At 38.9% G+C, this 25,711-nt stretch carries 18 protein-coding genes and 3 pseudogenes; 10 read left to right on the top strand and 11 right to left on the bottom strand.

Annotated features, from left to right (window positions below; all coding sequences use genetic code 11):
- Nucleotides 1-295 precede the first annotated feature (295 nt).
- The 5 genes and pseudogenes from Xets_RS19870 to dndE all read left to right on the top strand — a co-directional run bounded on the left by Xets_RS19870 (nucleotide 296) and on the right by dndE (nucleotide 6,476).
- Nucleotides 296-1,057, top strand: a pseudogene (locus tag Xets_RS19870) (IS5 family transposase).
- 356 nt (nucleotides 1,058-1,413) lie between these two features.
- Nucleotides 1,414-2,502, top strand: coding sequence for a DNA sulfur modification protein DndB (gene dndB, locus Xets_RS19865; protein WP_187652435.1), 1,089 nt, complete (start codon nucleotides 1,414-1,416; stop codon nucleotides 2,500-2,502).
- A complete protein-coding gene (gene dndC / locus Xets_RS19860; protein ID WP_187652434.1) occupies nucleotides 2,499-4,133 on the top strand; it encodes a DNA phosphorothioation system sulfurtransferase DndC in 1,635 nt (544 codons plus the stop codon). The genes dndB and dndC overlap by 4 nt, the downstream gene beginning before the upstream one ends.
- Entirely contained in the window at nucleotides 4,123-6,123 is a 2,001-nt protein-coding gene (dndD, locus tag Xets_RS19855; RefSeq protein WP_187652433.1) for a DNA sulfur modification protein DndD, read from the top strand. Before dndC ends, dndD begins: the two co-directional genes overlap by 11 nt.
- Nucleotides 6,123-6,476 carry a DNA sulfur modification protein DndE gene (gene dndE, locus Xets_RS19850; protein WP_187652432.1) on the top strand — a complete coding sequence of 118 codons (354 nt, stop codon included), beginning with the start codon at nucleotides 6,123-6,125 and terminating at the stop codon, nucleotides 6,474-6,476. The genes dndD and dndE overlap by 1 nt, the downstream gene beginning before the upstream one ends.
- A gap of 40 nt (nucleotides 6,477-6,516) precedes the next feature.
- Here the strand turns inward: dndE and Xets_RS19845 are convergent, their stop codons facing one another.
- The 5 genes and pseudogenes from Xets_RS19845 to Xets_RS19825 form a co-directional block, all read right to left on the bottom strand.
- Complete coding sequence (locus Xets_RS19845; RefSeq protein ID WP_187652431.1) at nucleotides 6,517-8,220, bottom strand: AIPR family protein; 1,704 nt, start codon at nucleotides 8,218-8,220, stop codon at nucleotides 6,517-6,519.
- A gap of 39 nt (nucleotides 8,221-8,259) precedes the next feature.
- On the bottom strand, nucleotides 8,260-13,353 hold the full coding sequence (dptH, locus tag Xets_RS19840) for a DNA phosphorothioation-dependent restriction protein DptH (protein ID WP_187652430.1): 5,094 nt from the start codon (nucleotides 13,351-13,353) through the stop codon (nucleotides 8,260-8,262).
- Entirely contained in the window at nucleotides 13,334-14,662 is a 1,329-nt protein-coding gene (gene dptG / locus Xets_RS19835; protein WP_187652429.1) for a DNA phosphorothioation-dependent restriction protein DptG, read from the bottom strand. The genes dptH and dptG overlap by 20 nt, the downstream gene beginning before the upstream one ends.
- Nucleotides 14,662-16,308, bottom strand: a complete 1,647-nt coding sequence (gene dptF / locus Xets_RS19830; RefSeq protein WP_187652428.1) for a DNA phosphorothioation-dependent restriction protein DptF — start codon at nucleotides 16,306-16,308, stop codon at nucleotides 14,662-14,664. Before dptF ends, dptG begins: the two co-directional genes overlap by 1 nt.
- Before the next feature lie 328 nt (nucleotides 16,309-16,636).
- Nucleotides 16,637-17,518: pseudogene (locus tag Xets_RS19825) on the bottom strand (IS110 family transposase).
- Nucleotides 17,519-17,708: 190 nt separating this feature from the next.
- Here Xets_RS19825 and Xets_RS19820 point away from each other — a divergent pair.
- Nucleotides 17,709-18,210, top strand: a pseudogene (locus tag Xets_RS19820) (IS1 family transposase).
- A 7-nt stretch (nucleotides 18,211-18,217) separates the two neighbouring features.
- On the opposite strand, the gene Xets_RS19815 reads toward Xets_RS19820, so the two are convergent.
- The 3 genes from Xets_RS19815 to Xets_RS19805 form a co-directional block, all read right to left on the bottom strand.
- Nucleotides 18,218-18,481, bottom strand: coding sequence for a hypothetical protein (locus Xets_RS19815; protein WP_187652427.1), 264 nt, complete (start codon nucleotides 18,479-18,481; stop codon nucleotides 18,218-18,220).
- Nucleotides 18,482-18,837: 356 nt separating this feature from the next.
- Complete coding sequence (locus Xets_RS19810) at nucleotides 18,838-19,401, bottom strand: YopT-type cysteine protease domain-containing protein (RefSeq protein WP_099132984.1); 564 nt, start codon at nucleotides 19,399-19,401, stop codon at nucleotides 18,838-18,840.
- A gap of 532 nt (nucleotides 19,402-19,933) precedes the next feature.
- Nucleotides 19,934-20,287 carry an antiterminator Q family protein gene (locus Xets_RS19805; protein WP_255430706.1) on the bottom strand — a complete coding sequence of 118 codons (354 nt, stop codon included), beginning with the start codon at nucleotides 20,285-20,287 and terminating at the stop codon, nucleotides 19,934-19,936.
- Between the two features lie 3 nt (nucleotides 20,288-20,290).
- Here Xets_RS19805 and Xets_RS19800 point away from each other — a divergent pair, with 3 nt between their 5' ends.
- Genes Xets_RS19800 through Xets_RS28815 form a run of 3 tightly spaced genes read left to right on the top strand, consistent with a single transcriptional unit; the run spans nucleotide 20,291 to nucleotide 21,085 of the window.
- Nucleotides 20,291-20,710 carry a transposase gene (locus Xets_RS19800; protein WP_244208797.1) on the top strand — a complete coding sequence of 140 codons (420 nt, stop codon included), beginning with the start codon at nucleotides 20,291-20,293 and terminating at the stop codon, nucleotides 20,708-20,710.
- Entirely contained in the window at nucleotides 20,704-20,850 is a 147-nt protein-coding gene (locus Xets_RS28820; protein WP_370588270.1) for a hypothetical protein, read from the top strand. The genes Xets_RS19800 and Xets_RS28820 overlap by 7 nt, the downstream gene beginning before the upstream one ends.
- A gap of 28 nt (nucleotides 20,851-20,878) precedes the next feature.
- Complete coding sequence (locus Xets_RS28815) at nucleotides 20,879-21,085, top strand: hypothetical protein (protein ID WP_370588269.1); 207 nt, start codon at nucleotides 20,879-20,881, stop codon at nucleotides 21,083-21,085.
- A gap of 94 nt (nucleotides 21,086-21,179) precedes the next feature.
- Here Xets_RS28815 and Xets_RS19790 read toward each other — a convergent pair whose 3' ends face one another.
- The 3 genes from Xets_RS19790 to Xets_RS19780 all read right to left on the bottom strand — a co-directional run bounded on the left by Xets_RS19790 (nucleotide 21,180) and on the right by Xets_RS19780 (nucleotide 24,847).
- Nucleotides 21,180-21,707: a GTPase gene (locus tag Xets_RS19790; protein ID WP_099132982.1), complete on the bottom strand. Its 528-nt coding sequence runs from the start codon at nucleotides 21,705-21,707 to the stop codon at nucleotides 21,180-21,182.
- Nucleotides 21,708-22,157: 450 nt separating this feature from the next.
- Entirely contained in the window at nucleotides 22,158-22,427 is a 270-nt protein-coding gene (locus tag Xets_RS19785) for a helix-turn-helix transcriptional regulator (RefSeq protein ID WP_038215449.1), read from the bottom strand.
- Between the two features lie 1,385 nt (nucleotides 22,428-23,812).
- A complete protein-coding gene (locus tag Xets_RS19780) occupies nucleotides 23,813-24,847 on the bottom strand; it encodes a hypothetical protein (RefSeq protein WP_187652425.1) in 1,035 nt (344 codons plus the stop codon).
- On the opposite strand from Xets_RS19780, the gene Xets_RS19775 reads away from it, so the two are divergent.
- Nucleotides 24,838-25,711: IS701 family transposase (locus tag Xets_RS19775; protein ID WP_187652424.1), on the top strand; the 874-nt coding region annotated here is incomplete at its 3' end. The genes Xets_RS19780 and Xets_RS19775 overlap by 10 nt on opposite strands.

Raw genomic sequence — 25,711 nt, 5'->3', positions numbered from 1 at the left:
CGAATTGCTAGAAAACTTCTTTCTCACACGTTGGGTATTTTTGCCAATTTTAAACAAGGTAAAAGTCAACGCGACTGGCTTCAACAAGCCAACGTTATAAGATGTTAAAGTCGAGCATCGCGTTAATTTACTATGAGATGAAGGTTAGACAAAATCGTAAATAGGCTCAATTTTCATAGTTGCTGGCATGATCTGATTTAAAGTAGGGGCTGTTGACGTTTTGTGAAGGGAACTTGAACGGCATGATGATCTAGTATCCTTGTTTTCGCCAAAAAACTGTTACCTTGAGAACATCATGCCGAAAATTATGTTACCAGTTCCTTTGCGAAATAAGCTATTTTTATTCATGCAACAAGTGGACTTGTCTACAACAAAGAAGAACATCATCTCACTTTCGAAGGCATTCTTTACCGCATGAGAACGAGGATCCCATAGCGGGACTGACCTGACGAATTTGGAAAATGGAACACAGTCTTTCGGCGTCTTAATGCTTGGTCAAAAAAGGAATTTTTAATTTACTATTCAAAATGTTGTCGGAGGACACGGATACCGAATGGTTGTTTATTGATGGTAATATTGTGCAGGCGCATCAGCATAGTTCTGGAGCTGCCACAAAGGAAGATGAAGCCATCAAAAAGCCGTGGGGGACTCTCAACCAAAATCCATTTAGCGGTAGACAGTTACGGCTTACCTGTGCATTTCGAGCTTTCCGGTGGTCAAACCCATGATATCGTTCATACTGAAAGTCTCGTTGCACAATCTCCAGCCTCAGATTTTGTGATTGCAGGTAAGGGTTACGATAGCGAAACCTTCAGGGAAACCGTCAAACAAGAAGGCGCGATACCGCTCATTCCTTACAGGAAAAACAGTCGAAAATAGGATAAGAAGATTGATAGATAAGGATTTATACTGTTATCGTCATTGAGTGGAAAATGCGTTTGCCAGAATTAAGCATTTTCGTGCAATAGCAACAAGATACGATAAATTAGAACGAAATTACGCCAGTATGTTGGCACTGGCGTTTATCATTGTCTGGCTGCCAATGTGGGTGGAATAATAAATGATGAACACAAAACGTCAACAGCCCCTAGAAACCAAACATTTTTTAGTGGAGATGGGTATATAAGGTAATTGCCAAATTTTTGTAAATTATACTTCATGATTTTTAACATAATAAGCCTTATTAAAATTCCTTTAAATTCCCTTCTCATATAACACTATTTGCTAAATTTTTTTCAAAAAATAAACTGACTTTCTTATGTTATTAGTTATATCTATAAGAGATATTCACAAATTAATCTAAACAATCTAAATCTGTTATTACGTTAAAAAAATGATATAATAGAATATTGCTACGTCAAAAAATAACGTAATATGTATCATCAAATACTTATTTATTAGGAAGAAGGGATTATGGCTAATATTGACAATATTGCATATTGTTATTCATTCCCAGCAGTTCGCGGAATCCAAGCTGGTCGCCCCTTCTATATTGCCACTTGTCCAATGAGGCTTATCCCCAAGATTTTCAGTTTTGATGAAACTGAAGTCCCTCCAGAACTTCGGGCACAGCGTGTATTAAATAAAGCACGTATACCAGAAATGGCACGTTATTTAATTGAAAACCCAAAAGATTACGTTTTTTCAGCATTAACAGCATCTATCGCTATTGATGTTGAATTTGCCGAATTTTCCGGTTCCAACAATCTTGGTATTCTAAAAGTGCCAATGGAAGCACAAATTTTGATTAATGATGGTCAACATCGTCGTAAAGCTATTGAAACTGCACTGAAAGAAAACCCAGATTTAGGGCAAGATAATATCCCAGTACTATTTTTTGTTGATGAGGGTTTACAACGTAGCCAGCAAATGTTCGCTGATCTAAATAAATACGCAATTAGGCCCAGCCCATCATTATCAACTCTTTATGATCACCGAGATATTAGTTCAGAATTAGCTCGCTATCTGGCGATGTCTGTCAGACCATTCATAGCACTAACTGAATTAGAGAAATCTAGTATAAGTAAACTTTCAAACAAGTTATTTACTCTAAGTAGCATCAGACAAGCTACTCGTGCTTTGCTCGGAACAGATCCAAAAGAAATTAATATAGAAGAAAATAAACGACGGGCTTCCCAATACTGGCAAGCCGTTTATAATGCTATGCCCGATTGGAAAATGGCGTCTAACAAAGAAGTATCTCCCGCCCAACTACGTCAAGAATATGTTCACGCTCACGGTATTGGTCTTCACGCTCTGGGGCTACTTGGTCGCAGCCTGTTGGCAGAATATCCCGATCAATGGCAAGAAAAACTTGCCAAACTGAAAATGTTCGATTGGCGTAAAAGCAATCCCGAACTCATAAAAAGAGCAATGTCACACGGAAAATTGAGTAAAACCACTATGGCTATCCAGCTTACCTGTAATGCTCTTAAAATTGCATTAGATATTTCCCTTACTGCTGAAGAGCAGCAACTTGAAGCTCAAATGGTTGTCTCATGAGTAAACTAATTCAAGCCCACGATTTGGGCGATTATGAAGATTTTATTAATAAAGAAATGGTTGCAGGTCGACCACTGGCAGAATACGTTTCTGAAATACAGCGTATTTATCATAGTGATAAACGTCCTTGGGTCATTGGTTACAGTGGAGGGAAAGATTCTTCTGCTGTAATTACTTTGGTTTATCTCGCACTACTTGGTCTAGCTCCAGAAATGCGCCATAAACCTATTTTCGTTGTTTCATCTGACACACTGGTTGAAACTCCTGTTGTCGTAGATTTAATCAAAAAAACAATGTTGCAGATTGAAGCTGGAGCCAAGCGAGACGGACTTCCAATCACTCAGCATCCTGTTATACCTAAAACACACGAAACCTTTTGGGTCAACCTATTAGGCAAAGGTTACCCAGCTCCCACACGTAGCTTTCGTTGGTGTACGGAACGAATGAAGATCAACCCTGTCAGTGATTTCATTCGTGATAAGGTCAGCCAATTTGATGAAGTGATCGTCGTGTTAGGTTCACGCAGTAGTGAAAGTGCATCCCGCGCTCAAGTTATCGCAAAACACAAAATTGATGGTTCACGTCTTGCCCGACACACCACCCTACCCAATGCATTTATTTATACCCCTATAGATACATGGGATGTTGAGGATGTTTGGAAGTTACTGCGTGGTGCTTATCGTTATGCTCCTGATGATATAGAAGAATGGGAAAGCCCATGGGGAGGCAATAATCGTCCTCTATGGACCCTTTACATGGATTCATCTAATCAAGGTGAATGCCCTCTTGTTATTGATGACAGTACTCCTTCTTGTGGTAATTCTCGCTTTGGTTGCTGGACTTGCACTGTTGTTACAAAAGATAAAGCGATGGAAAGTCTTGTTCAAAATGGAGAGGACTGGATGCTGCCTTTACTAAAATTTCGTGACCAACTTGCATTGACCACGGATCCAGCACAAAAAGATACTTACCGTAACTACAAACGTCGTACTGGTAAGGTTAGCTATCAATATGCTAAGGATGGAGAAGACATTACCACAGAGCGTAAACACGTTCCTGGCCCATATTGGTTAAGATATCGGCAAGTATGGCTTAAGCAATTACTGGAGATCGAACGAGAGTTAAATCAACAAGGACGCCAAATAACCCTAATTACAGAACCAGAGCTTCATACTATTCGTCAAGAATGGCTTAAAGATCCTAACGAACCTGATTGGAACGATACATTACCAGATATCTATCGATCTGTTTATGGGCGTGATTTGAACTGGATTACGGATGATCAATCTAGATTTGATTCTAGTGATGCTGAATTGCTCGCTCAAATCACCCAAGGATTTGACGTAGAACCCGAAATGGTCATGAAACTGGTAGAACTGGAAATATCCATGGAAGGGTTAAGTCGCCGACAAGGGATCTTTGACAAAATTGGTACTATCTTAAAACAGGATTGGGGTAGCTTAGAACAAATTGAACAGAAACAATCTGCACTCCAAAAACGTAATGAACGTGATATTCACCTTGAAGAAGTAATGAAATTAGAAGCAGAAATTAAAGAAATACAACGCAGGATAATTGACGCTGAAGAATCATCAGTATTTTCCAGTGAGGCAAAAGAAAATGTTAATTAAGCAACTGGTTCTGCGTAATTTTCGCGTATTTAATGGGACACATACTATCGATCTTGCGCCAAGAAAACGACAGCATGAGATCCATGAGCGCCCAATTGTTTTATTTGGTGGGTTAAATGGTGCAGGTAAAACATCTATTTTATCCGCTATTCGCTTATCCTTATATGGTCGTTTAGCCTTTAACCATACCATTCAACAACAAGAATATATTGAACAGTTAAGTGCATTAATCCATAACGGCAATAACCAATCTGAGCCCCCAGAGGAAGCATCAGTTGAACTCATTTTTACCTACAATAAAGAAGGTAAAGAATCTGAGTTCACTGTTACACGTAGCTGGAAAAGAGGGAAAAAAGATCGCCTATCACTGCAACAAGATGGACGTCCTCTTAACGAACTGAATTACGATCAATGCCAAGGTTTTCTTAATGAACTGATCCCCCATGGAGTGGCTGATCTTTTCTTCTTTGATGGTGAAAAAATTGCTGAATTAGCTGAGGATGAATCAGGAAATATCCTACGTACTGCAATGCGCCGCTTACTTGGATTAGATTTAATCTCTAAGCTAAGAAATGATCTAATAATATTTATTAAACGTCAGCAATCTACTCAATTAGAAGGAAATCAACAACAACGGCTTTCAGAGCTAGAAGTAAAATCTAAAGAATTCGCTTTCAAGACAGAAAAATATTTGGAAGAAGCTGATTTTTTGAAATCGCGTGTTGATTTGTTAACAAGAGATATCACTAAGCATGAAGGTCTGTTGAGTGCTCAAGGTGGTTCTTTTGCCCAAACCAAAGAACAAGAACAAAAAAAAGTCGACGAACTGATAAAAGAAAAAGAACGAATTGAAAAAGCATTACGCCATGAATTCGATGGTACTTTCCCGTATGCTTTAGCACCTAAGACCTTATCTCGTCTACTTGAGAAGATTTCTCAGGAATCCAAAATAAAACAAGCTAAAAGTTTCGAGAAAGAACTTAATAAATTCCTAGATCAACTAAGAAGTGATCTTACACTTCGCTCCAATACAACTAGTAAAATTGCGGCTGAAGCTATCACTGATAACCTAAATGAATATATGGCCAATATGCCAAAAGGAGAGCTACTGTTTGATATTTCAGATCGTGAAGCCGGCATGTTACAACAAGCTATTAAGCAGGATAGTCAAAAATCCTGGGTGCGTTTTGATGATTACCGGAACCAGCTTACTGTTATTGAGCAGCAACTAGAACAATCTGCTGCTAACATTGCCCGTGCTCCTGAAAATGAGCAGCTCATGGATATTTTCCAAAAAATACGAGAGCTAGATAAAAAGCGTAATGACACTCTTCAAAAGTATACGCTAACATTAGAAGAAGCCCAAAAATGTAAACAACAGCAATTGGATTGTATTCGTCAAATACAAAAATTGCACGATTCAACTCGAAATAAATATGGCTTTATGAGTGCACTTAAGAATGCCGAAGAAACGATTAATTTGTTAGAACGCTACAGTGAGGTTTTAACTCAAGCACGTGTTAAAAAACTTACAAAAAATTTCGAAGAAGCCTATCGAAAATTAGCTCGTAAAGACGATCTACAACTCCATGCACACATTAATCCTGAAACTTTTGATGTTGAATTAGTTGATGAAAATCTGTCAATCATTAACCGAAAATCCCTTTCTGCCGGAGAAAAACAAATTTACGCAATCGCTATCTTAGAAGCATTAGCTAAAACTTCTGGTCAAGAATTTCCCGTTATTATTGATACTCCATTAGGACGCCTTGATTCTAAACATAGAGATAATCTTATTAATTATTATTTTCCTTATGCTAGCCATCAGGTAGTATTATTGTCTACTGATACTGAAGTTGATGAGCGTTATTTTGTTGACCAATTACGAGATGATATTTCTCATACATATCAAATCGTATTTAATACAAAGACTAAATCTTCATACCTGAAATCTGGTTATTTCTGGGAATTAACTAAGGAGACAGTTTAATGCTCCCGAATAGAATGCAGCTAAATCGCCAAACAGAAGAACAGCTTAAAAGGCTGAAAATTTATACTGGATTAACGCCAAATGTTTCTGCTCGGTTAGCCTTTTTCCGCTCTGTCGAAAGTGATTTCAGATACTCAACAGAAAGAGATAATAAAAAACTAGATGGTTCCTTAGTGTTAGATAAAAATACTTGGCTTGGGGAAACAGTACAAACTACAGAGTTAGTACTTAAAATGTTATATCCAGAACTCGAACAAAAAGAATTCATTAAGGCATGGGCTGCTCATGTTGAAGATGGAATTGCAGCATTGAGGAATTACCGGAATTTAAAAAATCTATCTCTTAATTTATAGAAGTATGCCCCCATACTTATATGTATGGGGGATTCATACATTAAATATTAAATTTGTTATTAACAAATTCCTTGAATTTTAACAAACCCATTTTTCTCACTGTAGAAATATCCTCCATTTCATATTCAGAAATACAACTCTCTAATTTATTAATCAAATGACTATATGAATCGTTAACTCTACGACATTTAATATAGAGGATATAAAAATATTTTATTTGATTACCATTGAAGCTTGACTCCTTATAAGCCTTAATCACATCATAATAATATGTTATAAGCTCTGGTGCCCTTTTTATATCAAAATTATGAATAAATAAATTATTGTAATCTTTTTCAAAAATATCTTTCATACTATTTGTAGACTTCTCAGGATAACCACTTACAGCTTTTAATATTTGACCAAAGGTTTCCATTTTTATTATAAACTTGTATTTCTTCCCTTCATCGGAGCCTGTATCCCCGGATTTTCTTATGTAAGCGATATCATGTACATCCAAATATCGTTCAATATTTATCTGTTCAGTTGACAATGATTTTAAATCAGAGGGCTTAATCGAGTTCTGACTATTAGTATATTCAGCAATTTTATGTATATCATTAGAGTCAATATCAGGCATGAAAACTCGTAACAATACTTCAGCATTACACAGATAGTTGCTAATGTTATCAGAGTTTTCTTTATTGAATTCATGAATAGTTCTGAGAGTTTGTCCTCCATTTACGATTTGAAAACCATTAATATCCAATCTCATAGTTCTATTTCCAGCTAAGTTCGTTGCAGCTATTGAATTAGCAACTATCGTAATTCCATTATTATACATAAAGAATTTTGTTGGATTGTTTTTTATCGTATCACTAATATTTGGGTTATATTTTGAGTTTTTAACAAATCCCCTTACATTATCAAACAAAACTCCATATTCAAGGATTGAATTGGCCAAAACCGAGATATCTTCTATATTTTTATCCAACCTTAGTTGCTCATCATTAGATGTTATACGTATAATTTCATCACATCTAACTCTTAAAACATAAGACTTTGCTGTCGCTTTACTATCCTCACTATAACACATTAATGCATCTTTGCTTAGGATCATACTCGCATTGATATCTTTCGGTCTAATTGACATGAATTGAGATATCGTTGGTAGCGCGAGGGGTTTTATATTTATTTGATAAACAGAGGCTAAGTTCTCCAACTCAGAGTTAACCGTTTTAACCTCCTTAGCTTCGTTACTTACCTGATAGAGTGTCACATCCCATACATCTTTAGGAGTCAGAAATATATCATTAAGTTTTTTTAGCTTACACTTCAATTTCTCAGGGTATTTATCAAACTCTTTTTTATCTGTACATAAACAAAGGTTTAAAAATTTTGTTGATATAAAACTATCATTCAAACTCTGTGTTTTATCATTATTGAAACTCTCTCTATACTTAAAATTAAATAACTTAACACACTTTTTATCCTCATTAATGTAAACAGCATCCATTCCAAAATCATTAATTATATCGTTAAAGAACTCTTTGTTAAACTCAGTGTCAATGATAGCATCAATAATGTCATCATTATTACTTTCCATATCACATACATTTTCTAATATGTAGAAATAAAAACCAAATCTCTTCATCTTTACGGGTGACATTAGTTTTGAATCATCATATCCAGTTATGTCACATAGTAATTTATAATATTTTTCTAATTTTTTATTCAATATAATAAAATCAGTGATTGTAACCATCAGAGAAATCCTTTTTAAAAAGCATTAATAATTTTATTTTTAAAGCTCCCAAAATGCCCTATCACGCATTTTCTGAACATTTTTAGAACCATCAATATAAAGGCTAAAATGCTTATCTAACCGACGAATTTGTTCCATCAGTGACTCTTGCTCACCTTTATCATCAACATTAAATACGGCCTTAATATCCGCATTCTTAATTTCAGCCACGCGGTGAATAATCCACGTCAAAATATAGGATGAGTAATTATTTTCGCCAGTTTTAAAGTGAGTAATTTCCTGTGTCGAGAGGATCACACCAACACCATATTCACGTCCCTCTTTGAGGATCTTACGTAGACTAGAAAAATCCTGGCGCATAAAATTATCAGCTTCATCGACCAAAATCATCTTAGTCACTTGACGGTAATCTCCAATTACCATTGGCTTACCACGCTTTTGCATTTGCGCATAAAAGAGATCTAATGTTAGTGCCACAACAAGATTTTGAATCTCTGACGGATATCCAGCCAGTTCAATCACTGTAACTCCATCAATCAACTCATACAGGCTGCTCATATTCTCTGGAATAGTTTCAAAGATTTTGTATCGAGCTAATTTTGACAACGCAGCGTAAAGAGAATCCTCTTCTACTTTTTCTTGAGCAAGAAACTTCTGCCATACATCTTCAATTGTTGGCGCAGTTTTTTCCCATGTCCTCGAATCCTCTGGGCTAATCCCTGCTTCCTCGTAACACTCTAAGATCAAGTTTTCTAACTTAAGCTGCTGCTTATGACCTAACCCATAAGCTCGACTCATGGTTTCTGCAAATCCTCCTGCCGTATGTATTGGTAACATCGGTGTATCACCAAACAAAGAAAGTGGGTTATACGGCAATTTAAATAACTTATATTTCTTAGCTCCTGTTGCAATAAGAAAATCTTCATCAACATAATCCGACTTATAGTCAAAGATCAAAAGACCGATTGGAGCTCCGTTAACGTTATTTATCTGATTACGGATTAATTGTGTTACTAAAGATTTAGTAAATTGAGTCTTACCCGTCCCCATTGTACCTATAATACCGGTATTGGTATTCATAAATTTCGCAGTATTAGTTGGTTCCCAATAGAGCGGATTCTGTCGTAAAGACTCATGACCAAACAACACTCGTAATGGCGTTTGATTTTCCACAATCGAAGTAGATGCAGAAACATCAATATCAGTTGTAGCAATAACAGCAGTCTTAGCAGATCCAATAACAACTTCAGATTGAATGCCTTGTTCTTTACTTATCTCAGAATCATTGGTCTGCTCTTTATCTACAGAGCTAATAAGCATATAATGCCTAGGGATATTGAAGCTAGTTACCAGTTCATCTAACTTATCCACACAATCAGATGCTATCAGAGAAGAAAGCAGAGAATACGGCAACTCAATTTGTAATATTTTTTTATCTGTTATCTGGCATGAAGGCTCAAAACAGCTATTATTCTCAACATGAGCAAGCACAATACCATCAACATAATCGTACAATTGACCCAGCTGGTAATTGCCTGTTAACCACCATTCCCTACGCGATAACAATGGTTCCAACATCTTGCTATCTAGCACACGATAGAGATGGAGTTTCTCAACTTGCATAAGGACCTGGCGAACAAACAAAGCACGATAAAGGCGTGCCGCCATAGTTTCTTTCCCCAGCAAGTCTTCTTGCAAATAACGTTTAAGTTCACTCGCCTGTTGACCCGCATAACGATAGTCTGGCCGAACACCCGTTTTTACTTCTAAAGGAAGTAAGTAAAGTTTGTCGCCTTTGAAGCCAACAAATAATACATCGTCTGAAATAGCTCCCTTACGGTATCCCTGTAAATTACGGGAAAACTCACTTTCATTCATTTTGAGGCCGATATTGCCGGATACTCGGATCATTTCAGCTACAGAAAGTGGAATCCAACAGATATCTGAATGCCATAACATAGCCTGAACAAATTTATAGGCACCAATAATACCGTGTTTTTCTTTACGTTCTTTATCAGTGGCACGCAACATTTTTAGCAACCACTCACCATTGAAGGCATTGAACTCTGAAAGCAAACGATCACTGCCTACCCTATACTCTTTCCCATCACCATCTTCCATACTGAGTAAACGCTGGAAAAGATCTACCTGTTTAGTCACAGTTACAGCATCGTATCCAGTACAACTGGTGTATTGATCTGAATAATGGATCAGTACTATGTCTTTTTGGCTAGTGAAAAAATCAAGGGTAACCTTAGGGTCAATAACCGTTGTCCACAAAGAACTATTATAAGAACGAGTAAGCAATTCTTTGAAATCAGCGCTAACAGCTAATCCAATTCCCAACCCTAAATACTGAGTATTACTTTGACGAGCAGGCTGCCATAATATGCCTAACAAACGGGCTATACGCAAAGCTCGGTATGATTCGACATCAACCTGACGCAAACCAAAGGCAGTAAAATAAGCATCTTCCAGAGTTTCTGCCCCTTCCCCGGCAAGTAATCCATTACAGAGCACACCACTCAGCGCCTTATTCATATCAACAAAACGACAATCAACAGGAGCATTGTTACTGAAAAATGCTAAATGAGCATAAGCTAGATTTTTATTATCTGTTGGTATTGAAAATTTACTAAAAGTGAGACGACTACGAATCAAGTCAATCAACAGATCTGCATCTTCTCTTTTCAATCCCAACCAATTTTTAAGATCATCATAAGATCCCATTTCAGCAAAACGATCAAAGTCATTTTGCATCAACTGCTCATCATAAAAATTGACATGAATAGCCGTTGCGTCTTCTTTTTTGTGCTTGAAATAATCGACGAGTCCTAAAAATAGCTCTTTTGCAATACCTTGATTAATTGCATTGACTATCAAAGTACTATTGCCTACTCCATTGAATAGTCTGGAGTAGGCATGAGTAAATTCGTTGAGTTTATCTCGCACCAGCCGTTTAACATAATCATGGCTGACTAAACGCTGAGGAACAACATCTATCCAGAAACTATTTTCTTTGACTGGCTGTAATTGAGCAAACTCATGCTCACTATGGTAAACAAAAGGCATTAATCCAGAAGCTACCAAACGATCAAGGGTAACGTCAGGTAACTCCGAAAATGAATCATCACATTCTTCAACTAATTGTAAATGATATGCTAATACCAAGGGGTGTAATGGGGAGAGGCGTTTATTATTTTCGTTACAGTGAATTCCCAAACGTAACAGACACTTTTCGTCATCATTAAGCACCTTATTTAGGCTAATATCACCCAATGCTATTTCAAATGAATCCAGTACAGCGGCTACCAAACAACGATATTCATCAGACCACGCAACTAAACTAGGTAGAGTTTTACGCTGCTGATAGTAGATAAATAAAGCTCTATATGCATCATACAAAGCTACATTTACTGTGCGCAATTTATCCAGTACGTATGCTTCACCAGAAGCAGGAACATAAAGCAGGCCACTATCCACCATCTCTGCTTCCATTCCTAACAACTGCAAACGAATACCAACTACCGTATGCTCAATATTGTCAAATATAACTCGTCGCTTAGCACGGTTATATTCAGCATTTCCTTCTTCTTTGCGTAAGTTAGCAAAACGACTTTGATCAAAAAGTAATGGCAGCGTAATCTTTTCTTCTGCGCCAGGGCCTTCAACATTAATTGTCAGATAATTTTCACCCGAAATGAGTCTAAAATTAATTAACTCACTCTGATTCGCCAAAGTTTCAAAGTCTACTATCGAGAACTTATGAATATCAACCTCGTTCTCATCTTCCTCCAAGCTACAAATATTGTCACTACTTTGTGCAATGCGTAACTGGTTTTCTTCCAGTTGTAGAGTAATTTGTTGTTTACCAGGTTCAATACGATAGTTAGTTTTAATCTCATCAAGATAAAAGCTATTTTGCTCAATTATTAATATTCTAAACTTGTATTCTTCTGCCCTATTATCCCGATTAATCAACTCCAAACTAAGAAAGTTCGGGTGTCCATCAAAAGGAATCGCGACTTTCATGCGAGAATATTTTCCCCCCGCACGATTTATCGACCATACCTGCTGTTTTTTTAGGCTTTTGTTATGAGTGATTTTTATTTGGTTATCTTGCAGGTCATTACCTAAGAAAGAAAAATCCAGTTCTACAAGCCGTTGAGCTACCGGAGATTGAACTAATAAGCTGATATCTTTTTGTCCCGCCTTTGTCTCACTTTTTGTTCGTTGCCAAACAAGAGTACTGCCAGGTGCAGTAACTGCTTCAAATCGCAAACTTTGCACTTGGCAATCTTTCTTTTCTTGAAGATAAATTGAGAAATCAAGCGATTGCCAGTCATTTTTTTCTTCAAAATGCTCTTGAATGAATTTCGGGCTAAATTCAGTCAATACACTTTCAAGCTGGTCACCATAGCGTTCAACACTATCCTTAATAGAACTATACAGCTTACGGTTTTCATCAAGTCTGCTTCGAATCTGTCCTTTTGTAATATCCATATTTGTTATAGTCGGATCATTAAATAGCCCTAATTCTGAAAATTCTAAAAGGCCATTCTCCAATGAACGATAAAGTGGAGCAAAACCGAATACTGTGGCACCTTCCTCAAGGATCATTGCCAGTTGATCATCCAATAAGCAGCGGGATAATTCATACCCTTTATTTCCCGGTGCAATCAAATCTTCTATCTTTTTACTGAATTTTTCCGGATGCCATATCGCTTCCGGTGCTGCCAAGTCTTTAGTACTGTTTAGTAATGTATCTAACATACTGTTATGAATGATCAACAACGCTGATTTAGTAAAGATATCATCACGACCAGACACTTTGTCACGAAGATGAGATATATAATTCTCTGTAAATGCCAGATCTCCTTCGCCTTGTAAAACGGGGATTAACTGAATACCATCACGACAGTAAATACAAGGTACTAATTGATTGGTTTGCTGATCACCTGAAGGTAACGCAAAAGTATATCCATCAGATAAGGCTGCAAAGGCCTGATAAAGTTTTAAGGCATTATCAGTATCCGGTGATTTAAATTGATAACGCTCCCCGGGCTGGATGAAATTGTCTACCCATTCAAGAAGAGACTGAACCAGAAAAGTTTCATACTGTCTTACGGACATAAACGGCGTCTCCACTATCACTCATGCGTTCCACATTTCCCATCCGCTCGTAAAAGGCAACCAAAGATAAAGAAGATTGGTTATCAAGGTAAAAACCACGTTGCTCAAAACAAAGTAATAACTCATGAAGACGCAATTTTTCATTTTTTCCAATGGCAAGATTAGTTAACAACAAAAGTCGATCCTGATTAAGCACTAAAACTTTTCCTGCTCGCCCACGGGCTTGAATAAAACCAGAACAAATTTCGCTTTCTAGTTCTTTAACATATTTACGATTAATACCTAAACGAGTTGTTTTTTTGTCAAGAAATTGCTCCTTAGCTACGAATAAAAGTTGATCAAAAGCACTTTCAATACTTAAAGCAGACTCTCTTTCTGGAAGACGTCGATCGTTAATAAAATCTTTGAGGTAATTATTCATACGAGACAAAATCGTAGCTTGTTCTGGATAGGCTAGAACATCTTGATAAATCTGCCATAGAGGGCGTTTTCTCCCCACTGTTTCATGCCATTGCAAAACCTCAAGTGCAGAAAGAATAGGAAATAGCTTCTCTTGTTCACCTTCAAGGAGCTTATAGCCAAAACGTTTTACTTTTTCCCTTTCGGAGCTGGCTTTTTCTGTATCCAAAATAAAATACAAAGATTTGCTTTTAGGCTCGCCACGTCGCCAATCTTCTATATTTAACGCCAACTGAGCACAATAGGTAAAGGCATATAAACGAAGCATATTGCCAAGCTCTTGTAGTAAATATTGAGGATGCTCAGCTAAGAACTCAAGATCTTGCTGAAAACATTTCACTAGATAAGGCAAGTAGGGTTGCTCTTCAGCAAATGGGCCTTTACCTAATAATCGTAAATTTTTTTCCAAAATAACAAGCATACGTTGTTCAAGGAAATTAAGTCGATCACGTAAGGGGTTTTCGAGACTAAAGTTTCCCATCAAATTGGCAAAGAGAGCCCCTAAACGCCAGTTTGCTGCTCCGAGAATACTTTTACCTGAACCAGTTCCACTAAATTGAGCATGAAACAATAAAAAAAGAGGGGAGATTTTAAAAATATCTTTATTAGCAAAGTACATACGCTCCAATACAGACCAAAATGCAGGCTCATCAAGCTGCATAAGTAAATATTCTTTACAGTCTTTTTTGAACTGTTCAAAATCATACTCCTTGACCTGACGTTTTAGGGCGTAACTCAAAACTAACCCAGTCACTACATTCCAGTCGAAAGCATTATTCTTGTTACGAACGGGAAGATAACTATCTAATTGATTATTACTAACTTCTAAATATTCTTTTATAGGATACATTAGGATACTCCACTCATACCGCTGATGGTAATCATGTCATCATCTTTCTTGGCGATATAAGTTTTCCTGCCATCATAAAATTTAAGAGATGAACTTAATTTTGCCCGCTCGGTGATCTGTTCCACAATTTCATCTAACAAAACTATGGCATTTTTATCGTATTTATTAGGGCGATATCCATTATTAAGCTTGCTAAGTAATTCAAATAAATTCAGGTTAATACTTATTGGTTTCAGTGCATGATTATCTATTTTAAGATGAGCATCAAAATAAGCAGGCTTCGTAACATTCTTATTTAAGATCGCATCATAGTCTGCTTTAAGGGCTACTGGTGCAGTAACCTTTATTGAACCAAATACTCCCAAAAATAGCTCATCTTTGTTGGTAGTCAGTTCTGGTGCCTTACGGTTAGCATAGCGCTGTATGCCTGCTATCAATTCCGAAGAATAGAAACGGCGCAACTCTATTTTTTGGGTATGCTCACCGAGATAATTTGCGTGTAAGTGCCAAATGTCAGCATATTTTTCCAGTAAATTTTCCCGAAAAAATGGTACAAATTTTCGATGATAGTTATTCCCAAAGTCATCTTCTCGCAACAAACAAAATAAACGAATCAGTGATGCCGCATCTCCCTGCTTTGCCTGGTGTCTATCAAAATAAATATGTTGCTGAGCCAATGCCGTCAAAAACTCATCTAAATCAGAATCAAGTAATCCTAACTCATAACGCAGAATAAACTGATCTAATTCATATGTATGTAAACTAGCTGGATCAAAATCAGTCATTCTTTGCACTAACTCGTTTTCTTCACCAACAAAAAGATTATCAAATAAATAACCAGACCCGAGCAGTAAATGATGAAGTAAATCGAGTAATGCACGAACCGTAACAAACTGATCTTTCATCAAACGGGTTTTAAACAGCTGCGTAATAATGACATCTTGTACGCTAGGCATACTCAGTAATTTAAAATTGGCAACAATCCGTAGATCCCGGCCAGCTTGTTCATCCTTGTTAGCTATGACATAAAATAAATTTTCTTCATTAGGCTCAGTTAGCTGGATAATCAATGCTTTAGCAAAAGATGAGTAGTTTTTTCCTTCATTAAACTGAAATTTAGGATAATGTTCAAAATCAAAAAAATAACACCCGTCTATATAGTATGGAGTTTGAACGTTAGAACTATCATTAAAAAAATAATCAATAGTGGCTTTAATTTCGTGATGACGCTCTGAACCTTCCATTGAAAAATTGGCAAGCATCCCTGTATTAATACCCAATACTAACGGACGATTACCTTCTTTATGCGTATCAAAAAGTTTATCAAGCGTCTCTATTGCCGACTGATGAGGGGCAAAACTGTGCGTAGCATCAAGATGGAAGTCATACTTATGTTGATAACGCTCATAGCAACGAGTAAGAATTTCTGATTTACCATCACCACTACTACCACAAAGAAAAACAATTTCCCTATTGTTCAGAGAATCCAGGCATTTTTTAAGATCTGATTCAATTTTCTGCTCAACAAAGAGTTGTTGTTTTAGATCATCAAATACATCTCTGCGCCGATTTGTAAGTGTCGCAACCGAAAACGATGATGATTTGGCCAACACACTTAGAGCCTTTCTTAGTGTGAGTGAACTCATAGTTTAATGTTCTCGTATGTAATGTTTAGGACATTTTATACAATACCCACTACAAGCTCTACTCTATATATAGCTCAATGTAAGTTACCTTTCTAAAGCTAACCCGCTATATATGGACACCGATTTAATTCAAGTGGGTGGGTAAATTTTTTTGACAACGTAGTCGCAAACATATATTCGGCTTCAGTGAGCCCTGATGAAAATCCGCACTCTCTGTCCTCATTAATTCAACAGTCTCGATAGACTGATCGGGTTACCAGGTTCACAGAGAGTCGGTACTACCTGTCAATGACATCAACTTATGGACTTTTGCTACATAAAAGGTTACTCATCGCGCTTCATAACTCGATTGTTGGTTGACCAATGCCCACGCTATTCGGGTATTTTTATTTTCCAGCGCTACTGCTGCCTTATTGAGTCCGCTACGGGTTATCACGCCTTTTAACCAACGCTGCAATCCATTACATCGTTCGTCGGGGAGTTTTTGCACCCGATAAGCCACTGAGCGGGCACCATGGATCCGTATTCCACGCAAATAGCTATCTCCGCGTTTCGTGATCCCCAATAACCTGACTTTGCCTCCGCTGCTATGTTCCCTTGGTACCAGCCCCAATTAGCTGGCAAAATGGCGGCCATTTTTGAAGTCACTGCTGTCGCCCAAGGCGACTAGCAGGGCCGATGCTCCCAGCGGACCGATACCTGGCAGTGTCAGTAATCGCCCGATATCTTCCTGTTGCGCATTCAGGGGGTCAAGGCGTTTATTCAGCTTCATCAGGCGCTGCTGTTGTTCTTTGAGTTCAAACAACTGTCCCTGAAACAGTTCACGGCTCATTGGCGTCAGGTCATTTTTCGCGTTTTCCAGATGATCAGGTAAACATTGCTCGACTTTGTGAGCACTTTCTGGGATAGCAATGCCATATTCCAAGCCTAATCCCCGGATTTGATTAATCAGCGCCGTTCTGTTTTTCATTAGACGCTGACGCACTCTGTGCAGAGATTGAATATCTTGTTGTTCTATCGTTTTTTCCGGCACATAACGCATTCCCGGGCGACTGTCTGCTTCCACACTCGCCATGGCATCATTTTTATCATTCTTGCTGCCCATTCTGAAGGGCGCGACATATTGGGGACTGATTTGCTTCACTTCGTGACCAAAGCGTTTAAATTGGCGACTCCAGTAATTTGCACTCCCACAGGCTTCCATTACAATTTTTGAAGGGGGTTATTGTGCAATGAAAGCTGTCAGTTTATCGCGTGAAACCACCGTATTTTTAATCATTTTTCCAAGCGGGGATGCAATATGTAATTGAAACACTCGCTTTGCCAGATCAATTCCGATAACTGGTCATGACATCAATTTATTGACTCATATATAGTCTGTCTATTTGGAGAACATTCAGATGGCAAAGACTGATGTGACCTGCCCATCTTGTGGTGCAGTTAAAGGGATCCACCGTAATGGGCGTTCTCGCTCTGGTCATCAACGTTATCTTTGCCAGTCCTGCCGTCATTCTTGGCAACGGGAATTCACTTATGCCGCTTGTCGTCCCGGGAAACCCAAATCGATAACAGAAGCCATTGCTCCCGGCACTGAAGTAGACGGAAAGTGATCGCCCACGTTTTTGGCCCAAGAACAAAGAAGACATTGGTGCGTCTGATGGCGCTACTGGCTCCCTTCAACATTGTGATCTACATGACCGATGGCTGGAGAAGCTATGAAAAAACACTGGCGGGGAACTGCATGTGGTCAGTAAGCGTGATACACAACGCATAGAGAGACATAATCTGAATCTTCGTCAACATTTAGCAAGACTGGCTCGCAAAACGTTGTCTTTTTCAAAATCCATCGAAATACATGACAGGGTCATAGGGTATTATTTAAACATTCATCACTATCAATAAATTGGTATCATGACCTAGAGGCGATTAACGTACAATGTTTAACTACACCGAATATTTTCTCAAATTCAGCGCTCAACGCCTCGCTACCCCACATTTCGCGGATATCATCAAGCAACATATAGCGGGCAATAATCCCCTCTTTAAACCAAGAGGTGAGATGATGAGGTTCAACTTTTAAAGGGGGTTCGGTTGCGTTGATTGCCGCTAATCCTGCGGTTATAGAGAGGTTTTCAAATGGATATATTAAAGATTTTGGCTTTGGCTCTTTCATCACGTCCGCCTTATAACGTTGTGCCTTAATAATGGAGGTGATGAGGCAGGCGGTAAGGCGTACCGCTTTTCTCTCCGTCGAGATAGCCCCATCGAATAACATTGTGCTATAGCTGGTGGTTTTTGTCCAAATTCTGATAGTGCTGGGATGGAACAATTAAGCCTAATCAAATGGTTATGGGTAGGCTGGCTATATGACTTTTTGATTATTATTGACTTACACCAATGGTGGAAGTTGAACGACCTGAGGTATTGCCGAGGAATGTCTAACTAACTGAATTGGCTTAATTCCGTTTAGTAGACGGAATCACGTTGCTGGTGGGGTTACGGGCAAGGTATAACTATATAGCTTGGCGTCTATGCACGATCATGGCTTCTAGATTGATACAATTGGAACACTAAAATGGAATTACATGGCCTCACCATCGTCCCTATTCCCCAACGATTAGGCCAATAGCTTTCTTGAAACCATGTTATAAAATTTTGACGCGTCGGGAAATGGACGCAACCAAAATTGGGGTCGAAACAATCAACTCCCTGGGCAGTTACAGCTAGGCCAATAGCATGATTTTCATACGCTAAAGCTTCATAACCTTCATGGATAGTAGCTAAATTTTTTACAAAATTGTCTCCCTCATAACGGCTGGCATGCATAGTAAATAATCCGTTTTCACGCAGAAATTTCAGGTGATCTATGCTTTGAGCTTTAAGGTTTTCAACTATTTTTATATAGCTAGGTAGTCTTATATTTCCTGGGAATAAGTGGGACTTTCCTAATTTGTGCATCTTTACCCAAGCCATTACCAAACTACTACAGGCCCCATTTTGCATAGTCGAAGAGAACTTAAGGGGAAAATTCAGAGTTTGATTGAAGCGAAATATCCAATTTCCTCCAAATCTATCAGCATCTAATAACGACATCTTTAAATATTCCCCATGCACTATGAGTTTAGTTTGCGTCAAAAAGGTTAAGGGTAAAAATATGTTAAAAACAGAGTATACGGGTTTTACCTAATGTAAAGGGTTTTAAAAGGAGTTTTAGTAAAGATTCTGAACAGGCTCTATATTACAGTGAATTAGGTCGATTCTGGTAAAACACCGGAATTAAATCTAACCCATTGATATTCTCAGAAACCTGCAATGCAGGAAGCTGGGCGATGTGCTTTTCTGCATATCGGTTCAAACTCGGCGTTTCGCAGTATTTGGACTTTATCAATTGGTTATAGAGACTGTGTCTAGCCCTATAAAGAGCTTTACATTGCCCGTAATGCCTGAGTTTTACCCCTATGAGCTGGTGGAAGTGATCGGATTAATCAAAGGCGGAATTCCGCCTTAGCTAACTGGCCTAATTTGTCCAGTTAACGTTATTTGCGAGTCAGTAATACTGACGTACAACCGCCACATTTGGCAGTAGCCGTTCGCGCGGGTATACGGGCAATGGGTAGGCTTTCTACTATTGGACGCTCAATGCTGAACTGGACAAATTCGCCCTGTTACCGTGGAAGCCATAGATTAGGTCAAGTTCTAATGGTTCGTCCAAAACCTCCAGACACCTAAGAATAAAACTTTCAGCCACCAGCATTTGCTTTCTGACTTCGCTTTCACTGAGCTTGAACTTGCGGCCAATCTCACGTTTAGACATGCCGCTAACGTAGTGGTGCTCGATAAAATCACACTCCTGAGCCATACCAACATTGCGCAGCTTAACAACACAGCCATCTATGATCATGCCGTCCTCGTCACTGCACGATAGCGTGTTATTACCGGCATAAGTCACAGCATTTTGGATGAAAGTGGTTTTGCTCAATCGATGCCACGTAAACATGGATATTCGGAAAAAGGGTTACGCTGTTTTGGTATGCATGATTGGCACGCAAAAGGCCGTATCAACGTCATTGGTGCCATTCTCGAAAATACCTTCGTCACCTTAAGCTTATTTACCGAGAATATTAATGCCGATGTTTTTTATGCGTGGATGACGCAAGATTTGCTGCCAAAGCTTCCACACGGCGCCGTGATAGTGATGGATAATGCGCCTTTCCATAAACGGAATGACACGATACAAGCGATAGCAGACAGCAGATGTCAACTGGAATGGCTTCCCGCTTATAGTCCGGATTTGAATCCTATAGAACACAAATGGGGCGGAGCAAAAGCGATAAGGAGGCAAAAAAGATGTTCAGTTGATGCGTTGTTTACGGAGTATATTGAGTATGTCATGTTATGTTGATTCTGCTATATTATCCCGACAGTCTGGATACAGAATTGAATTTCGAAAAACTGATGGAAAAAGAGTACAAAGTCATTGTACGGAAAGGACATCCCAAAGCGAATGCCACTTCTTTGAAGGAATTAACCACCAATCTTTAGTGTTACATGTGAAACATTGATGTCTTGCATGAGCTTAGTTGCCGAAAGTGATTTTTTAACGATTGTGGCGACAGATGTGGTTAATGAGGCTCTATTTGATCAGCAATTTGTCGCTTTAAACCTTAGAGAACAATTGCCGTTTGCGACTTTTGGACTTATTCAACGCAGGGATACAAAATTAACTCCCGCAGGAGAACATTTAGCGAGGCTTTTTCGGATGTATTGTCGTGATTAATTTTTTATTGCATCTGCTACATCGGCAAATAATTCTGTTAGTTTATCCATTTAATATACTTTTCCCACATGATGAAAATACTTTATATAAGTAACTACCGAATAAGTTCCCACTTATCAAATTGTTCCTTAATTTCTTTAATGGATGTCAATTTGATCTTGGGTGTGGTTAATTGTTCAAACAAGGCTGCATAACGTTTTCTGCTCTTTGGTGTGACAGCAGCAATATGATGGATCATTTTCCATTTGATACTATCCCTATTACCTTCCAGACCACCATAGCGATTGCGTTGGAATAGTGTCCTATTTACATAACGGAACAGGCTTGAGGGTGTTGAGACATCCAATAAAATCACCCCGGTTGCTCTGGATAACCGTTGTGGTAAACATTTTCTATAATTCCCATCTATCACCCAACTCTCTTCTTCTATTGCCATATCATGCAATGAGATGAATTCATCTACAGAACGTTCCTGCCAGTCAGTATTGGGTAAATGAAAAAGCTGATCCAGATGAATGACCTTCAAGTTACATTTCTTTGAGATAGCATTAGCAAGTGTAGATTTACCGCTATTTGAAGGCCCTATAATGCAAATTCTACTGCCTAAATCTGAAAGTTTCATTACATCCCCCCAGTAGTAATAGCACCAATTTTTGTTATCGAGATGAGAGCACACGCCCACTTACATTAATGAAGCTATGGTATGAGTAAACTCATAATGATATTGATGACCAGAATTCTTAGAGAAGCTTTGCAATACGTGAATTTCAGACATAAAAAAGACGCTTATTTTTATTTAGCGTCTTAATTTATATGGTGAAGGGCGGACTCGCAAACTAATATAATTAATTGAAATTAAATAAATTATTAAAAATAAATTTTCGAAATGCCCCATATTTATTTTACTCCTTTTACTTGTTCATGTATTTGATTTTAATATATTTTCATGAATACATTGGTATAAGAGTGAAGTTAAAAAAGCCATGAGGTTTAAATTGATCTGTCATCTCACTCTCAGGGCTTTGTATAAAAATTTATCATTTTCACAAAGTTGATCACAAGTTGAAACGGGTTATTCCTGTGGTTTGTCTCGAACCTTACGTTCAATCAATCGACCCTGCTTATCAAAATAACGGCTAGGCCAGATTTCTGAGGGGTGAATACCGAGATAGTTAGCAATTATCCACTCACCTTTAGGCCATTGCCTACTGAGTGCGTTTGCTAATGTTGATGAGCTGAGTCCTGCTTCACGAGAAATAGCCGCTAAGGTTGTACCACGTTTACGTAATGCTGCGATGATATCGGCCTGATGCCAGTCATTTTGAACATTGTTGTTATTCATTCCTGTTACCCCTTCCATTAATTAATATTGATGGTGGTGATTCAAGGCAGGGTTAGCAGACTGGGTTCACACCAGCGAGGCCGAAGCCTCCCCTACCTGAATCACCATTGAAAGGGTGAACGCAGGCGCACTGGCAGAAACATCCTACCAGTGTCAGTGAACACAAGGCTGCTAAACCTTGACCATTGGATTGAGCCAATGGCGGGAATACTTTAACTGATTGTATTATTGGACTCAATAACCGAACGACTAAGTTTAACGGTTATAAACACGTTCGACATAACGCCCAGCGTTTCGAATATGGTCAATTCTTTAATCAACCAGCTCTACTATATCTAACAACATGCAATCTCTGGCGCGCGATCATTCCGGCAAAACAGAAAATACCAGTCTTGCCCTTGATCGATATCTGTGCGCCAGAGTGAACGCAAGTTGAGGTATTGCGGGGTATCGGTTGAGTACACAGTACTGCCGCCTGTATTAACAGGTCATCCCCACCAGCTAAAAGCCAGCCTCGATATCGTCAAGTTCTCCTTTTGGTACTTTTTCAATCTATAAAATGTAGTGTCAGATTCACTGTGTGGTTAAGCAGGCATTAGCCTGTCAGGGTTGTGATGTTCTTTGGCTACGGCGTCACTTTCAGCGGTAAATCCGCAAAAAAGTGACGCCTTGAGTTCCGCGAACGGTTAGCAAAAGTAGTGTGAGCGTTGAAATACCAGTAGTTGCCGCAAGATGAAGAATCAAACGGTAGTAATGAGTTAAATATTTAGATGTAGAAAAATTGTCCGCTGAATATTTCAGACAGTGATCGTGATAAGTATGAACAGGATGTACTAAAGCCATCCTGTTATTCATTGAAGATAAAGGGAGTTGATATAAAAGATAAGTGCATGACCTAATGTTCACTACACTTGATTAGCAATATAAAAACACCTTTTGAGTGTATTTTTTAGTTTTAGAGACCTTCATTGCCAGACGAGGGTTTAGGTGCCTTGACAATATCTGCTTCCAAAGGTGGGCAGATGTACCGCAATTTTGCTCTCCCTTTCAGGCTACGGGAGTTTTTATAGCCATTACAGCTATGTGACCATCTATGATGGTGAGTAAGTTGGTTCAGATTAACGATTTTTCTGAATTTTGACAATAGTGTGACTGAATTAATGTGTAATAATAGGTATGTAAAGATCTATATCCGTCATTCTGCAGTTATATTTGTAATATACTGACTTTAAATAATATATAAATTTTATATGACTTTTAATTATAATAAGTTAAGAGCACGGCGCAGAGTGTTGGTTATATACTTATGTTGGTTTTCAATTTTATATTTTTATCTTAACCTCAGGTCTGAACATAAGATATCAAACCTGAGCATTGCCTCTAATTCAAACGTCAAGTGAGCTCAGATATTTTCTTGAAGAATCCATATTAATTCCATAAACCCCGTAAGTATCATTTTCCCCGACAACTGCACGTACTAGATTATCGGTTATCTGAGACAGCTTTTTCAGCTCAGCATACATTGATGCCTTTTCAAAAATTTTCCGAGTTTCATTAGGTACGTATAATGTCTGAGCAAATGAAAAATTATCACAGAGATACCGTAGCCACCGCTGCGTTTCGGCAAGGACTGCAAGTTCAAAAAATCGGTTATACGAAAGGTTACTAATATCTGCATGATACATGATAGATGCAATATCATAACTACTAAGATCAATATGCAGGTCGTCTATCACCGCATCAGCCCGTAGGTTTTTAAGCAAACGTATCGCTTTTCTTAAACCACCAAAAGATCTATCACACCGATCTTCTATACGTTTGATATGGAGAAAGGGTAAGTTACAAATATATTCATAATTTTTACTATCATAAATAGCTATTCCGCGATACTCCTCTTGCTGGAATCGCTGGTAATTGGATGTATCCCACCATATTGCTGGAACAACATCGACCTCTCTTGGTAGAGAGCCACCTGTGATTTTAAGGGATTTAGCTCCTGATCTATCTACCCTTGCCGCTGGGAATGCGGCATCCAAGACATCAGCAGCTTTATTACGTAGTGTTCTGAGTACATCGAGTGCTGATCTAGTCGCTGCCGGATAGCTTGATGCTTTTATACCTTCTCGGTCAACCAGCAGTAATGCTTCATCAATAGTGATCAAATCAACATCACTCACGCCTTTGATATGAATATTGAGAGGTACAGAACCTTGCAGGTGGAATGATGCATTAATTCCTTCTTTAGAAAGCCCTGACTTGAGCTGATTTTCAACTCGTTCAGCAGTCTCATAGCAGATTCTAGTATAATTAAGATCCACTTCCTGCATAGCTCCTAGTACTACAGTCGTACGCTCCATTGTGGCATGATAGCTCATGATATATTCTTCCTGAAAATAGGGGGAGGTGTTCAATGCACTCACCTGTCAACCTTTGGGAACAAGAACTGCTCTCATTACACACGCGTCTGACACCGTTATTTCACCATGCCAGTCCACAGCAACGCAGCCTCGCCTATCTCAGGGGATTACTCAGTGATGTTGAGCGTAAAAATAGCTGGCAACTGGCGGAATGGTTGGGTGAACACTCGCCTGATGGCATTCAATATTTTCTGGAACGCGCCCGTTGGGATGCCGAAGCGGCTCGCGATATTTTACGCGACTATGTGACTGACCATCTCGGTGATGAGCAAGGCATCCTCATCATCGATGAAACCGGTTTTATCAAAAAAGGGACCCATTCTGCTGGCGTCCAACGCCAATATAGCGGTACTGCCGGACGGATAGAAAACAGTCAGATAGGCGTCTTTCTCTGTTATGCCGGCCAGGGCGGCCATGCCTTTATTGACCGGGCCTTATATCTGCCTGAACAATGGACAGATAACCGGCCCCGCTGTAAAGCCGCTGGCATTCCTGACTCGGTCACCTTTGCCACCAAACCCCAACTTGCCCAACAGATGTTGGAACGCGCATTAGATGCCGGCGTCCCTTGTCGTTGGGTGACCGCCGATACGGTGTATGGTCAAGCTCGTCGTCTGCGGTGCTGGCTAGAATCCCGATATCAACCGTTTGTACTGGCGATCCCCAAAAATGAACGCGTGTGGTGGCAAGGGCCCAGATATACCAGCGCCGACAAGGTTGTGGACAGTCTGCCATCTTCGTTTTGGGAAAAACATTCCGCGGGATTGGGGACAAAGGGAGAACGTTGGTACGACTGGGTTCGGGTGCCGCTTTGGCGTTTACAACTCAGTGAGGAAGAGCGGGATTATGGTCATTATCTGCTGGTTC

This window comes from Xenorhabdus sp. TS4 (assembly GCF_014467265.1).
Taxonomy (GTDB): Bacteria; Pseudomonadota; Gammaproteobacteria; order Enterobacterales; family Enterobacteriaceae; genus Xenorhabdus; species Xenorhabdus ehlersii.
The sequence above is the reverse complement of the archived record's forward strand: the minus strand, read 5'-3'. Positions and strand labels throughout refer to the sequence as shown.

Coding starts and splice junctions, on each gene's coding strand:
- dptG (WP_187652429.1), bottom strand. CDS start 14,662: ATGTATCCTATAAAAGAATATTTAGAAGTTAGTAATAATCAATTAGAT.
- dndB (WP_187652435.1), top strand. CDS start 1,414: ATGGCTAATATTGACAATATTGCATATTGTTATTCATTCCCAGCAGTT.
- Xets_RS28820 (WP_370588270.1), top strand. CDS start 20,704: ATGTTGATTCTGCTATATTATCCCGACAGTCTGGATACAGAATTGAAT.
- Xets_RS19845 (WP_187652431.1), bottom strand. CDS start 8,220: ATGGTTACAATCACTGATTTTATTATATTGAATAAAAAATTAGAAAAA.
- dndE (WP_187652432.1), top strand. CDS start 6,123: ATGCTCCCGAATAGAATGCAGCTAAATCGCCAAACAGAAGAACAGCTT.
- dptH (WP_187652430.1), bottom strand. CDS start 13,353: ATGTCCGTAAGACAGTATGAAACTTTTCTGGTTCAGTCTCTTCTTGAA.
- Xets_RS19790 (WP_099132982.1), bottom strand. CDS start 21,707: ATGAAACTTTCAGATTTAGGCAGTAGAATTTGCATTATAGGGCCTTCA.
- dndD (WP_187652433.1), top strand. CDS start 4,123: ATGTTAATTAAGCAACTGGTTCTGCGTAATTTTCGCGTATTTAATGGG.
- dptF (WP_187652428.1), bottom strand. CDS start 16,308: ATGAGTTCACTCACACTAAGAAAGGCTCTAAGTGTGTTGGCCAAATCA.
- Xets_RS28815 (WP_370588269.1), top strand. CDS start 20,879: ATGAGCTTAGTTGCCGAAAGTGATTTTTTAACGATTGTGGCGACAGAT.
- Xets_RS19785 (WP_038215449.1), bottom strand. CDS start 22,427: ATGAATAACAACAATGTTCAAAATGACTGGCATCAGGCCGATATCATC.
- dndC (WP_187652434.1), top strand. CDS start 2,499: ATGAGTAAACTAATTCAAGCCCACGATTTGGGCGATTATGAAGATTTT.
- Xets_RS19810 (WP_099132984.1), bottom strand. CDS start 19,401: ATGTCGTTATTAGATGCTGATAGATTTGGAGGAAATTGGATATTTCGC.
- Xets_RS19815 (WP_187652427.1), bottom strand. CDS start 18,481: ATGAAAGAGCCAAAGCCAAAATCTTTAATATATCCATTTGAAAACCTC.
- Xets_RS19800 (WP_244208797.1), top strand. CDS start 20,291: ATGCCACGTAAACATGGATATTCGGAAAAAGGGTTACGCTGTTTTGGT.